Raw genomic sequence first — 13,531 nt, forward strand, 5'->3', positions numbered from 1 at the left:
GATGAACTTGCTAACATTGTTACAAAATAAGCTACCTTATTTTGTAACAAAACAGTTCTATACTACTACTTATAAGCATCAACAAAAAACTATAAAAAATGAACGCACACGAAATAGACTTTGAAATTTACGGAGAGGAAATGCAATACGTAGAAATAGAGCTGGATCCGCAGGAGGCCGTGGTAGCCGAGGCCGGTAGCTTTATGATGATGGACACCGATGTTAAAATGAGCACTATTTTTGGGGATGGCTCCAATCAGGATTCGGGAGTTCTGGGCAAGATTTTTTCTGCCGGCAAGCGTATGCTTACAGGTGAAAGTCTTTTTATGACTGCCTTTTTAAATATTGGGCAAGGAAAAAAGAAAGTCAGTTTTGCATCGCCCTACCCAGGAAAAATAATACCCATAGATCTATCGGAAAAAGGAGGAAAGTTTATCTGTCAAAAAGATGCCTTTCTTTGTGCCGCCAAAGGTGTATCTGTTGGTATAGAATTTTCTAAAAGATTGGGAAGGGGACTTTTTGGTGGCGAAGGCTTTATCATGCAAAAATTGGAAGGCGATGGTATGGCCTTTGTACATGCGGGTGGTACCATGGCCAAAAAGGAACTGGCTCCGGGTGAGGTTATAAAGGTAGATACTGGTTGTATTGTAGGATTTTCACAATCTGTAGATTATGATATTGAGTTTATTGGTGGAATTCGGAACACCGTTTTTGGTGGGGAAGGTTTGTTCTTTGCAACCTTAAGAGGACCGGGCACAGTTTATATCCAATCCTTGCCATTTAGTAGGTTGGCCGGTCGTGTATTGGCCTCTATACCACGTGGTGGAAAAGATAAGGGCGAAGGAAGCATTTTAGGTACACTTGGCGATATTGTTGGTGGCGATAACCGTTTTTAATTTTTAAGGTAGTTAGTAAAAAACGATAACTCTAAATTGCAAAGCACAACCGTGCTTTGCAATTTTTGCATTAAATACAATTATTTATAATAAAATGGATTTTAAAAAGCTAATCAATTTCCTAAAAGCACTTCATCAAAACAATACTAAGGAATGGATGGATGCCCATAGAAAAGAATATCATACCGCTAGGGATGAATTTATTTTATGGTTAGATGGTTTAAACAGTAAGCTGTTGGCCATAGACGATGATTATTTTGATACGCCTGGCCGTAAGGGAATTAATAGAATCAATAACAATTTAATGTTTCACCCTAACAAACCAATTTATAAGGACCATTTTGGTGCTGGATTGGACAAACGCCCAAATACTGGTGATTTTTATATAGAGATAGGTATTCAAAGTTCCATGTTTGCTGGTGGATTATGGCGACCGGAATCGCAAAATCTAAAAAGTATTCGTGATGCTATTGATTATGACGGTGAGCATCTAAAAAATATTCTTAACAAGAAGTCATTCAAACAAACCTTTGGTCCGTTGGTTGAAGATGTAAAACTTTCCAGACCACCAAAGGGTTTTACAAATGATCATCCGCATATAGACCTATTAAAGCATAAAACCTTTGCTGTAATGACACCTTTTAATACTACTGAATTATTTGAAGGTGATTTTGATAAAAAGGTTCTTAGGGTTTATAAGGAAATGCTTCCCTTTAGGCGTTATTTAAATAAGGCAATATCGGTTTAAGTTAAATTTCCAATTTGGTCTAAAAAATTAACGAAAAGCTTTTCGAACTTTATTTAAAAGTAGGGAGTTCAAAATAATATATCGCAAATACCTTTCAACAATGCCCTATAGACTTTAATTGAATCTTAATTAAATATAAAATTCCCAAAGGATTTTAATTTTGAAAATCATATAATGAATTAGGATTTATTAGTATTTCTATATAAATAGTTACCTTTAAATGGTAATCTAACATAATAATAAAAATGGCCAATTTTAATATTGATGCAAAGAAGGATGTAACCTATGACGCAATTGTTATAGGTTCAGGTATAAGTGGTGGATGGGCCGCCAAGGAACTTTGTGAAAAAGGCTTAAAGACCTTGGTTTTAGAACGTGGTAGGGTAGTAGAACATGTTGTGGATTACCCGACCATGAATTTAGATCCTTGGGATATGGAGTTAAGGGGAAGTCTTACACCGGAACAAAAGGAGAAACATTATAAAGCCATTAGGTCTGGTTGGATTGGAACGGATACTGAGCATTTTTGGGCAGATGATAAGGCAAACCCATATACGGAGGAAAAACCATTTCTTTGGTTACGAGGACACCAAATGGGTGGTAAGTCCCTTTTATGGGGTAAGCAGACCTATAGATGGAGCGACCTTGATTTTGAGGCCAATGCCAAGGATGGCCATGGTGTAGATTGGCCAATACGTTATAAAGATATTGAACCTTGGTATACCTATGTGGAGAAATTTGCAGGTATAAGTGGAGAAGCTTTAGGACTACCACAATTGCCAGATAGTCACTTTCTTCCTCCAATGGAACTTAACTGTGTTGAGAAACATGTAAAAGAAAGAATTGAAAAGGAATTTGAAGGTAGGAATATGATTATTGGTCGTGTTGCGCATTTAACGCAACCACATAATGGTCGTGGTCAGTGCCAAAACCGTAATAGATGTAGTAGGGGATGTCCTTACGGTGCTTATTTTAGTAGTAATGCGGTTACATTACCACCAGCAAATGCTACTGGTAACCTAACTTTTAGGCCATATTCAATAGTGCAATCGGTTATTTATGATGATCAAAAAGGAAAGGCCACTGGTGTGCGAATTATTGATTCTGAGACCAATGAGGCTATCGAATATTCAGCTAAGATTATTTTTATTAATGCTTCAACCTTAGGGTCTACACAGATCATGATGAATTCTAAGTCCAGCCGTTTTGAGAATGGTCTTGGTAACGATAGTGGTGAATTGGGCCATAACCTTATGGATCATACCTATAGAGTGGGAGCGATAGGTAAAGTTGATGGTTTTGATGATAAATATTATAAAGGTAGAAGGCCCAACGGTATATATATTCCTAGGTATGTAAATATTGATGAAAAGAGCAAGTCGGACAAGTTCGTTCGTGGTTTTGGATATCAAGGTGGCGCATACAGGGGTGGTAATCCTGCAAATATCGAAGCCTTTGGTGCTGATTATAAAGATAGTATTCTTAAACCAGGTGGTTGGGAAATGTTCATCACAGGATTTGCCGAGTGTTTACCTTATCACGATAATAAAATTTCGTTGAATACGGATGTATTGGATAAATGGGGGCAACCTACCTTAACCATTGATGCAGAGTTTAAGGCAAATGAGAAAGCATTAAACAAACAAATACAGGAAGATGCGGTAGAAATGTTAACCAAAGCAGGAGTAAAAGATGTTATGGGATTTGATAATGAGCATCCACCAGGGTACGGGGTTCATGAAATGGGAACAGCACGAATGGGTCGTGACCCAAAGACATCGGTTTTAAACGAATTTAACCAAGTTCATGGTGCAAAGAATGTTTTTGTGACCGATGGGGCCTGTATGACTTCTTCGTCTTGTGTAAACCCTTCCTTAACATATATGGCATTGACGGCGAGAGCTGCTAACCATGCGGTATCAGAATTGAAAAAACAAAATATTTAAACGATGGACAGAAGAAAAGCACTTAAAAAAGCAGGTTTATTGGCAGGGGCAACTATAGCTATGCCTACAATGTTCTCGTTATTGCAATCTTGTAAAAATGAGTCTAGGTTAGATTGGCAACCACTATTTTTTACGGAGAGTGAAGCAAAAACAATTGCGGCACTTATAGATATGATTCTGCCAACTACGGATACTCCGGGTGGTTTGGATGTGAAATCTGATATTTTCATTGATAAGGTCATATCCAAAACTTGGGACAAAAATGGACAGGATTCTATTAGAGATGAAATCGCTGTATTCAATGAAGATTGCCAAAAACAATATGGTCAGGTATTCTATAATTTGAACGAGGCAGACAAGACCAAGGTTCTAAAAGCAGCAGAGGCCAGCAACGGCAAGTATAGTTCTGGGGTTTGGGGAACTGCTGTAGGTCCTCAAGAAAAAATTGGTTTTTACAGGTCTATGAAGTCAATGGCCATATGGGCTTATTTTACATCTGAGGAAATAGGGAAAAATGTATTAAGCTATGATCCGATACCAGGTGCATACGAACCCTGTAAACCTTTATCTGAGGTTGGTAATCGTTGGAGTTTGTAATTAAAATGGTAGTTACCATCCTGTTTTTGCATTTAGCATTGTAGATGTAACTCTATTTGTTTGAAATTCAATAATGTTAAAGGATTCTAAGGTAGTTACCAATATTAGAAAACACATCCATCTTGAAAGAGCCGATATTGAATATCTTGAAACTATTTTTTCGTTTAAAATAATTAAGAAAAAAGAAACACTATTCAATCAAGGTCACTTATGTAAAGAGTTGTATTTTGTAGAGAAGGGCAGTATACGTGCTTTTAATTTAACTGAACAAGGTAAGCGTTCTACAATGATGTTCGCCATAGATGATTGGTGGATTACAGATATTTATTGTTTTTTAAATCAAAAATCTGCCTATCTGACATTAGAAGCATTAGAGGATACCAAGGTAGCAGTTTTAAACTATACTAGTTTTGAACTTCTACTAAATGAGTTACCCAAATTTAACCGATTTTTCAGAATATTATTTCAGAATGCATATGCTCGGGAACAAATGAGGGTCTTAGAATCCATTTCATTATCAACAGAAGATAGATTTACAAGGTTCCTACATAACTATCCACAAATTGTTGAAAAATTGACACAAAAGGAGATTGCTTCTTATTTGGGCGTAACCCCAGAATTTTTGAGTTCGGTAAAAAAGAAATAATTACCTCTTAAAGTATCTTAATATTTATATCCCTGTATTTTACGTTATTTACAAAAACTACAATTATGATGATAATGATAGCCGGACCTTATAGGAGCGGCACTAACAACGATCTAAAGTTAATCAAGAAAAATATGGATAATTTAGAATCAATGGCACTTCCTATTTTTAAGAAAGGGCATATACCTATGATAGGTGAATGGGTGGCAAATCCTATAATTGAATTAGCTGGTTCTAAAGAAGTTGGCGATGCTGTATTTAAGGAGTTTCAATATCCTGTTGCCCATAGATTATTGAAAAAGTGTGATGCTATACTTCGTATTGAAGGTGCTTCAGTAGGAGCTGACCAAGATGTAGAGGTTGCAAAAAGTTTAGGTCTTAAAGTATATTATCATATAAATGAAATTCCGGATGTCAAATAAAAACGTAAAGGACATTGAAAGAGAAATACTTTCAGATAATTGGTATACACTTAACAAATACACTTTTAAATATCAAAAGCCAGATGGTAGTTGGGAAACCCAACACAGAGAAGCTTATGATCGTGGAAATGGGGCTGCCATACTTTTATACAATGCCAATAAAGGGACAGTAGTGCTCACCAAACAATTTAGGATGCCCACCTATGTAAACGGTAATGAAGATGGCATGATGATAGAAGTCTGTGCTGGTTTACTAGATGGTGATAACCCAGAAGATTGCATCCGTAAGGAGACAGAAGAGGAAACGGGTTATCAAATCCAAAAGGTCAAGAAAGTCTTTGAAACCTATATGTCCCCGGGCTCGGTGACCGAGATTTTGCATTTGTTCATTGGTGAATATAACGATAAAATGAAGATTGGGGAGGGCGGAGGTGCCCGCGATGAAACAGAGAACATCGAGGTATTGGAACTTCCATTTGAAGAAGCTTTGGAATTAATAAAAACTGGTGAGATTTGCGACGCAAAAACAATACTACTTTTACAATATGCCCAAATTAACAATTTAGTTTCTTGATGGTATTACGACTAACAGGGTATGGGTAAAGAAAACAGTATTGCTCTTGGTGGTGGATGTCATTGGTGTACCGAGGCCATTTTTATGTCGCTTAATGGAATAAGCAAAGTGGAGCAAGGTTTTGTTGCTGCGAAAGATGATCCGGACCGTTTTTCAGAAGGGGTTATTGTCCACTATGTTGAGGAAGTTATATCACTTAAAGATGTTATAGCTATTCATTTAAGAACCCACCACAGTACAGCGAACCATACGATGAGGCAAAAATACAGGTCGGCTATTTACACTTTGAACGCCAATGATTTTAAAAGGTCAGTCGAAATTTTAAAGAGCGAACAATTGGAATTTTCAAAACCTATAATTACCGAGGTACTGACATTTGGTAATTTTAGAGCTTCGGACCGTGAGTTTAGAAATTATTACTATAAGGATATTGACAAGCCGTTTTGTAAAACCTACATAACACCTAAGTTAGTATTCTTAAGACAACATTATGCCAAGCACCTAACGGATTAATACGTATCCCGAATTGATTCAAATATGCCTTGCATTCTTTTTTTTAATTCAGAAGATGAATTTCTAAAGTGGTTATTCATAAAACTGAAGATGACTACCTTACCAGATTTAGTAATTAAATAACCGCTCAAACAGTAATTATTTCCGAAACTACCAGACTTGGCAAAAATAAACGGTTTATCATCTGCACCATACCAATTTTTTAATGTGCCGCTAATCCCTCCTGCAGGAAAAATATGGAATAAACGTTCCTTAGGAAACTCTTTATATAGCTTATCCAGTACAAAGACCATAGATTTTGGTGTGAATAAATTATATCTAGAAAGGCCAGAACCATCTACCCACCTAGGTTGTTGGGGAAGATCTGCCAATTCATTGTTTAAAATGTAATCTATAGCACTTCTAGAATTTAATGTATCTGTTTTTTCAGATGCAGAGAGGATCAATAATTGTTCTGCAATAAAATTATCGCTATCGTGCATTAACTTTACGTAAAGGGAATCGGCATGTATGCCATGTAACGTTCTTTTTGGCCCTGCAGGCATAGTTGAGACCATTGTAATTTCTTTCCCTAAGAGATTTTGGAGTATATTTTTTGTTGTATTGGTACTTGTAATAAAGGGTACTTCTAAAGTATCAGTGCGGTCACCTTCAAAATAAAACCTATTCTTTATTAAGTCTCTATGATAATCATTTTTATCAATTACAACGCTGTCTTTAAAATAGATAGGGAAAACGTTCCAGTCTGGTACATTGGTAATTGTGGTAACATTACCATATATGGGAAAAGCACTCCGTTCAGGCGAATAATACCAATGAAAATCGTCCCAAGCCCATCCAGGGCCAAGTTTGGTATCATCAAAATTATTTGGGTAAAACGCCAGATTTTTTTGTTTTTTTAAAAATAAATATGACGTGCTATCCTTTAAATAAGGATGCATAAAAGAAGGGTCGCCCGTACCCTCAAAATATAAGGTGTCATTATTTTCAATATATCGTAAAGAAGGAATTTTTAAGGGTAATGATTTTAATGCCGTATATAGTGTGAATATTTTGGTGTTACTTGCTGGTGTAAAGTACCTGTTGCTATTTAGATCATAAAGCGTGTCTTTCGTCTCTGGATTAACGATTAAAAGCCCTGAGAACTGATTCCTATAGAAATTGGTCTCAAACTCATGGGTGATATCCTTGGCAATACGCTTTTTGTTTGATGCACAACCTATTAATACCAATATAAATAAAGCAAATGTGTAGCGTTTTTGGATGTTTATGGACATATATCACGTATCGTTAAAAGTGCTTTGCTGGTTGCTCTTTAAAAGTAGTGAAATTTTAAGATAATGAATATCATAGCCTTTTAACATATTGGTAGTTTTTTTAACTTTTTGCTTGCAATATTAACACTCCTTTTCTGTTTAAATTTATACCACAACTAATTAATAAATAAAGTACGTATGGCAAGAACAATGCTGGAGTATAGTAAAACTGTACTCAGGAAAGTTAGTTTTGATGCTAAACTATTTTACAAGGAACTAAAAAAAGCACTTGTAAGATTACTGCCAGAAGAGGCAGAGGAACTTAAAGTTTGGTTGGAACAATTTGTGTTAGATAAACCAGAGCTCCAACAAAGTTTACTTTATTTAAAGAGTTAACTAAAAAGCCACTTATAAGTGGCTTTTTTTATACTTAAAAGCAACCAAACAGGTTTTTAGCTAGCTAAAAAAATTAAGGTTTAAATGGGTTCAATAATTTCTTTTTTATTGGTCCTATGCCTGTGGGTAAATTAAAATTGAATAACCTATTTGGTAATTGGGCTGATAATTTTTACGTCTTGGAACGCAATTGCACCTCTAATAACTCCAGAAATAACGTCTCTTAATGCCTCTGTAATTTGTATTTTAAGCTCACTTTTATGATAAATTAAGCTAACTTCGCGGGCTGGTGAAGGATCTTTAAAATATTTCAGGTTTTCTTTTTTTTCCTTGTCCAGTTCTAAGGTGTTTAAAAAAGGAAGTAATGTCATGCCTAATCCTTCATTGGAGAGGTTAATTAAAGTCTCAAAACTACCACTCTGTAATTCAAAATGATCTTCGCCCAGTTTTTTTGTCGCTTTGCAAAGATTTAAAACACCCTCCCTAAAACAATGGCCATCTTGTAGAAGTAGTATATCCGAAACATCTAAATCCTCAGGCACCAATTTTGAGCAAGAACTTAGTCTATGCCCTTTTGGAACATACCCTACAAACGGTTCATAATATAAGGGCCTTTCTATTATGTAATCAATTTCTAATGGTGTAGCCGCGATAGCCGCATCTAAATGTCCATCTTGAATATTTTGGATTAAATTTTCGGTGCTCTGTTCCTTAATAATTAGATTAACCTTGGGATATTTATTAATAAAGGCCTTTAGGAACATAGGTAATAATGTAGGCATAACGGTAGGAATAATACCAAGAGTATATTCACCACCTATAAACCCTTTTTCCTGATCTACGATATCCTTAATTCGCTCTGCCTCATTTACAATATTTTTTGCTTGGGCCACAATTTTTTTACCTACTTCAGTAATAGAAATTGGTTTTTTGCTACGGTCAAAAATTAATATATCCAATTCATCCTCAAGCTTTTGAACCTGCATACTTAACGTAGGTTGGGTAACAAAACTTTTCTCGGCAGCTTGGGTGAAATTCCTATATTCTGCAACCGCTAAAACGTACTGTAATTGGGTAATGGTCATCGCTATAATTTAACTGGATAAAGGTATTAAAAGCATCAATAAAACTTATGATAAACATCATATTAATTCCGTAAACTTATAGTTAATTATGCGACTGAGTAATTGAACAATCTAAAATTTATAATGAAATGAAATTGAATAGTATAGGCTTGGATGCCGATAAAGCCGAGCAAATAAGTAGCGACTTAAATGTGTTGTTGGCCAATTTTCAGAGGTATTATCAAAATTTACGTGGAATACATTGGAATATAAAAGGCAAACGCTTCTTTGATTTGCACATAAAATTTGAGGAGTTGTACAATGATGCCAACATGAAGGTAGATATGATTGCAGAACGTGTATTAACCCTAGGGGGTGTTCCTTTTCATACTTTTGAGGATTACAATGACAACTCCACTGTTCCGGTCGGTAAGAATGTTACCAAGGATGAAGATGCGATACATCTTATAGTAGATTCATTAAAAGAACTATTGTTGATTGAGCGTAAAATTTTGAATACTTCCGATGAGGCCCAAGACGAAGGCACCAACTCTATGATGAGTGATTTTATTTCTGAACAGGAAAAAACGGTTTGGATGATGAAAGCATGGCTTGCAGAGGATATTTAAGGATTTACCTGGGCCTTGTTTTGAAGTTCCTTTAACTTAAATAAGGTCATTTTTTTAATCAACGAAATAGGCAAGGGACTACTTAAAGGAAATTGAACCGAGCCTTTACCTCGTTTGTAACCAGAAAGTTCCTTTTCAAATGCCACATGGGTGCTTGGGGTGCCATAAAAGCCAATATGTTTACTCTGGGCGGCAAAATACACCAAGGGTTTGCCATTATACTTGTATGCGGGCATGCCATAGCTAATTGCTTCTTTTGCCTCAGGTGCAATTTCATTAATAGCACTACGGAGCTGAACGAGTTTCTCCTGTATTTCTAAAGGGAAATGTTTACAATATTCATCAAAAGTTGACGCTTTTATCATATTAAGCATAAGGAGTTATTTAAAAAATGCTATTAAAAATATAAAAAAGGCTTCCAATTAGGAAGCCTTAATTTTTAAAGTTTGATGGTTGTTTTAAAATCGTATTCTAATTGCCAAGTCTTTATTTGCAACCTCAAATTTAGAATCTTCAAAATTTGGTGGTCCAAAAGATACCTCCCCAGATGTTGCATAACTTTCTTGTGGCATACCGTTGGTATCAAAATCCATTCTATTATTCCCATTAGTATCATGCATTATCAGTAATGCAAATGTACCTGGGGCTACATCAGAAAAAGTGAGAGATGCCTCTCCTGTAATGGCATCAATTATTGTGTTTTTAATACCAGGTCCTTTCATAAAAGTATCTTGTGTATGTAATGCACCAATAATTTTACCTTCATTGGAAAGTACGTTTTCAATTATTATAGTTACGTCTACGCCCTTAGTGTCTTGTGCTTTTACTACTAAACCTGATAATAGCATTCCTAAAATGAGTCCCAATGTTTTCATGTCTTAACGTTTTTTTTATTAATTCTTCAAATTTCCGTAAGCAGTTATTCCTGTAAAAAATACAATCACCCAACTGTTGATAATAAAGCCTGAATTGTAATGGTAAAACAACCACGCAATTCGATTGTTAAATGCTACGGTTCAGTCATATAGTTTGGTCTATAAGATGAAAAGGGAACAGTTTTGTGGTAAATAATCAACAATCATAAAGCATGAGAACCTTAGCATTTATTCTACTACTCACATCATTTTATTGTTCTGCCCAATCTTTAATTTCTGGAACCGTATACGATAATGATAATAAGCCAATTGAAGGTGCAAATGTATATATAGAGGGCACCTATGACGGTGCATCAACAACAGAAAAAGGGGTGTTTAATTTTGAATCAACGGAAACGGGAACCCAAACGTTGATCATCTCTATGATTGGATATGAAAATTATGTTCGGACGGGAGATATCACATACCTAAGAAATTTGGACATCACCTTATCACCGGTAATAAAACAGTTAGATGGTGTTACCTTGACGGCGGGTAGTTTTCAAGCTGGGGACAACTCCAAGGCATCGGTTTTAAAACCTTTGGATATTGTAACTACAGCTGGTGCGGCAGGAGATTTTGTAGCCGCTTTACAGACATTACCCGGAACTTCTACTGTGAATGAGAATGGGCGTTTGTTTGTGCGTGGGGGAGCCGCTGGGGAGACACAAGTTTTTATAGATGGACTTCGAGTATTCCAGCCTTTTAGTGCAACTGCCAACAACGTTCCTACGCGAGGAAGATTTTCGCCATTTTTATTTAAAGGGATAACATTTAGTACTGGTGGATATTCGGCAGAATACGGCCAGGCCCTCTCCAGTGTTTTACTATTAAACACTACCGATGTTCCAGATCAGGAAAAGACAGATATTTCAATTATGTCCGTAGGAGGGGGTATCGGCCACACCCAGATTTGGGGAAATGAGTCTTTAAGTATCAATACCTCATATGTGAACCTTTCTCCTTACCAAGCACTTGTACCTCCTGATCAAGGCGCTAGATGGAAAAAACCTTATGAATCTATATCTGGTGAGGCAGTATTTAGAAGTAAAGGTGAGAAAGATATTTTTAAATTATATACGGGTTTTAATTATGCCAGTTTTGAAATTGAGCAAGAAGACATCAATTTTGACGAGTATGTACCTTTCAAATTACAAAACAAAAACCTGTATTTAAATAGTTCTTATAAACGATTCTTTGATAATGAATGGACTATAACCACAGGCACTAGTGTTTCTCTAGATAAAAATGAAGTAGGAATATTTGAAAATAGCATCAATACAATAGAGACAGCAGCCCATATAAAAACCAAAATTGGCAAGAATTTTAATAATCGATTTAGATTAATTTTTGGAGGAGAGTATTTTATTCAAGCTTTTAAGGAATCTTTTGTGAACAGTGTCAACACGAATTATATGACCAACTACAATAATAACTTATTGGGTGTATTTGGTGAAACCGATGTATTTTTCAGTACTAAACTTGCTATGAAATTAGGAGCAAGAATAGAACATCATGAATTGATGGGCTCTAAAGTTTCGCCAAGAATATCTTTTGCTTATAAAAGTAGTGCAAAAGGTCAGTTTTCTTTGGCATACGGGGATTTCTATCAAAACCCACTGACTGAGTATGCTAAATATGACCAAGACTTACTTGTGGAGAAAACATCGCATTATATACTAAATTATCAATATTTGGATAATAGGAAAACGTTTAGGGCGGAGTTATACTATAAGAATTACGACAATCTTGTTAAGTTTAATACACCTTTGCCACAATTTGATTCGGCCTATAACAACACCGGAAATGGGTATGCTACCGGACTCGATGTTTTTTGGAGGGATACTAATAGCTTTAAAAATTTAGACTATTGGATTTCCTATTCCTATTTGAATACAGAACGAGATTTTAGAAACTTTAGCGAAAAGGCGACACCTAATTTTGCGCCTAGACATAGTTTTTCATTGGTGACTAAATATTGGATGTCCAATTGGCGATCACAGATTGGGTTTTCATATAATTACGGTTCTGGAAGACCTTTTGACAATCCCAATACAGATGCCTTTATGGCGGAAAAGACCAAGGCATATAATAATCTTAGTGTTAACTGGGCGTATTTATTGTCACAACAGAAAATTTTATATTTTTCAGTAAGTAACGTAGCAGGTTTCAACAACGTGAATGGATATCAATATGCCAATACGGCAAATGAAATTGGCAAGTATGAAAGACGCACTATCAAACCAACAACAGATACTTTTTTCTTTGTAGGTTTCTTTTGGACCCTTAGTAAGGACCATAAAAGTAACCAGCTAGATAATTTGTAAACTTAAAGATAATGCTTGCTGATATAATAGTCTAAACCGAATTTCCCAGAACCAAAACCAAGATAAAATAGTCCTGTACAGAAAAACAAAAATGTAGGAAGTATACTCCAACTATTGTCCCATTCCCTAAAAAGTATGGTTATGAACATCGTCATCACCAGAAAAAAAGATGTAATTCTAGTATTAAGGCCAAGAATCATCAAAAAACCTCCGAAGGCCATTGTAATGATAGCAGACCAACTAAACACTAAAGGCATCAAATCGAATGGAGGGCCAAAATCGCGCACATGCCCAACAAACGTGGGATTTATTTTTAAAAGTTGAAGATTTAAATCCTCTGGTGACCAAGGGGTGCCTATATTTTGGGGGGCATAAACAAAGCATAAAAGAATCCCTGAAATTACCCTTGGCAATAAAACTAATAGGTTATTTAATAAACCATCTAGTTTGTAGGGAATTATTATTCCTTTGAGTTTGTATTTTAATGAAGACATTTAAAATTTCCGGTTCTTGGTTGTTTAGTCGGTTATTTAAATTTATGATTAATTTTAATTTTTTACCCAACTAAAATGGTAAAACGGTCCAGTGAAATTTATGGATAGC

General features: G+C 35.7%; 16 protein-coding genes. 11 read left to right on the forward strand and 5 right to left on the reverse strand.

Annotated elements, in window-relative coordinates; genetic code table 11:
* Window positions 1-98 precede the first annotated feature (98 nt).
* From ACOCEA_RS07575 to ACOCEA_RS07610, 8 genes are all read left to right on the forward strand, one after another.
* Window positions 99-896, forward strand: coding sequence for a TIGR00266 family protein (locus ACOCEA_RS07575; protein WP_420755620.1), 798 nt, complete (start codon window positions 99-101; stop codon window positions 894-896).
* 94 nt (window positions 897-990) lie between these two features.
* Window positions 991-1,644 carry a DUF2461 domain-containing protein gene (locus ACOCEA_RS07580; protein ID WP_420755621.1) on the forward strand — a complete coding sequence of 218 codons (654 nt, stop codon included), beginning with the start codon at window positions 991-993 and terminating at the stop codon, window positions 1,642-1,644.
* A gap of 245 nt (window positions 1,645-1,889) precedes the next feature.
* Window positions 1,890-3,590, forward strand: a complete 1,701-nt coding sequence (locus tag ACOCEA_RS07585; RefSeq protein WP_420755622.1) for a GMC oxidoreductase — start codon at window positions 1,890-1,892, stop codon at window positions 3,588-3,590.
* Window positions 3,591-3,593: 3 nt separating this feature from the next.
* On the forward strand, window positions 3,594-4,187 hold the full coding sequence (locus tag ACOCEA_RS07590; protein ID WP_420755623.1) for a gluconate 2-dehydrogenase subunit 3 family protein: 594 nt from the start codon (window positions 3,594-3,596) through the stop codon (window positions 4,185-4,187).
* A 73-nt stretch (window positions 4,188-4,260) separates the two neighbouring features.
* Complete coding sequence (locus ACOCEA_RS07595) at window positions 4,261-4,833, forward strand: Crp/Fnr family transcriptional regulator (RefSeq protein ID WP_420755624.1); 573 nt, start codon at window positions 4,261-4,263, stop codon at window positions 4,831-4,833.
* Between the two features lie 65 nt (window positions 4,834-4,898).
* A complete protein-coding gene (locus ACOCEA_RS07600) occupies window positions 4,899-5,255 on the forward strand; it encodes a DUF4406 domain-containing protein (protein WP_420755625.1) in 357 nt (118 codons plus the stop codon).
* Window positions 5,245-5,829, forward strand: a complete 585-nt coding sequence (gene nudK, locus ACOCEA_RS07605; protein WP_420755626.1) for a GDP-mannose pyrophosphatase NudK — start codon at window positions 5,245-5,247, stop codon at window positions 5,827-5,829. Before ACOCEA_RS07600 ends, nudK begins: the two co-directional genes overlap by 11 nt.
* A gap of 21 nt (window positions 5,830-5,850) precedes the next feature.
* The gene (locus tag ACOCEA_RS07610; protein ID WP_420755627.1) at window positions 5,851-6,342 is read left to right on the forward strand and encodes a peptide-methionine (S)-S-oxide reductase; all 492 of its coding nucleotides are present in this window, start codon (window positions 5,851-5,853) and stop codon (window positions 6,340-6,342) included.
* On the opposite strand, the gene ACOCEA_RS07615 is transcribed toward ACOCEA_RS07610, so the two are convergent.
* The gene (locus tag ACOCEA_RS07615; protein ID WP_420755628.1) at window positions 6,339-7,619 is read right to left on the reverse strand and encodes a D-alanyl-D-alanine carboxypeptidase/D-alanyl-D-alanine-endopeptidase; all 1,281 of its coding nucleotides are present in this window, start codon (window positions 7,617-7,619) and stop codon (window positions 6,339-6,341) included. The two genes, ACOCEA_RS07610 and ACOCEA_RS07615, sit on opposite strands and share 4 nt — an antisense overlap.
* 177 nt (window positions 7,620-7,796) lie before the next feature.
* On the opposite strand from ACOCEA_RS07615, the gene ACOCEA_RS07620 reads away from it, so the two are divergent.
* A complete protein-coding gene (locus ACOCEA_RS07620; RefSeq protein ID WP_420755629.1) occupies window positions 7,797-7,994 on the forward strand; it encodes a hypothetical protein in 198 nt (65 codons plus the stop codon).
* 146 nt (window positions 7,995-8,140) lie between these two features.
* Here ACOCEA_RS07620 and ACOCEA_RS07625 read toward each other — a convergent pair whose 3' ends face one another.
* A complete protein-coding gene (locus tag ACOCEA_RS07625; protein WP_420755630.1) occupies window positions 8,141-9,079 on the reverse strand; it encodes a LysR substrate-binding domain-containing protein in 939 nt (312 codons plus the stop codon).
* Window positions 9,080-9,207: 128 nt separating this feature from the next.
* Here ACOCEA_RS07625 and ACOCEA_RS07630 point away from each other — a divergent pair, with 128 nt between their 5' ends.
* A complete protein-coding gene (locus tag ACOCEA_RS07630) occupies window positions 9,208-9,687 on the forward strand; it encodes a Dps family protein (RefSeq protein ID WP_420755631.1) in 480 nt (159 codons plus the stop codon).
* Here the strand turns inward: ACOCEA_RS07630 and ACOCEA_RS07635 are convergent.
* The gene (locus tag ACOCEA_RS07635) at window positions 9,684-10,061 is read right to left on the reverse strand and encodes an iron chaperone (RefSeq protein ID WP_420755632.1); all 378 of its coding nucleotides are present in this window, start codon (window positions 10,059-10,061) and stop codon (window positions 9,684-9,686) included. The genes ACOCEA_RS07630 and ACOCEA_RS07635 overlap by 4 nt on opposite strands.
* 84 nt (window positions 10,062-10,145) lie before the next feature.
* Window positions 10,146-10,562 carry a DUF2141 domain-containing protein gene (locus tag ACOCEA_RS07640; RefSeq protein ID WP_420755633.1) on the reverse strand — a complete coding sequence of 139 codons (417 nt, stop codon included), beginning with the start codon at window positions 10,560-10,562 and terminating at the stop codon, window positions 10,146-10,148.
* A 212-nt stretch (window positions 10,563-10,774) separates the two neighbouring features.
* Here ACOCEA_RS07640 and ACOCEA_RS07645 point away from each other — a divergent pair, with 212 nt between their 5' ends.
* Entirely contained in the window at window positions 10,775-12,928 is a 2,154-nt protein-coding gene (locus ACOCEA_RS07645; RefSeq protein ID WP_420755634.1) for a TonB-dependent receptor, read from the forward strand.
* Window positions 12,929-12,930: 2 nt separating this feature from the next.
* Here ACOCEA_RS07645 and ACOCEA_RS07650 read toward each other — a convergent pair whose 3' ends face one another.
* Complete coding sequence (locus ACOCEA_RS07650; RefSeq protein WP_420755635.1) at window positions 12,931-13,422, reverse strand: DoxX family protein; 492 nt, start codon at window positions 13,420-13,422, stop codon at window positions 12,931-12,933.
* Window positions 13,423-13,531 lie beyond the last annotated feature (109 nt).

The organism is Maribacter luteocoastalis (assembly GCF_048890225.1).
Classification (GTDB): domain Bacteria; phylum Bacteroidota; class Bacteroidia; order Flavobacteriales; family Flavobacteriaceae; genus Maribacter; species Maribacter luteocoastalis.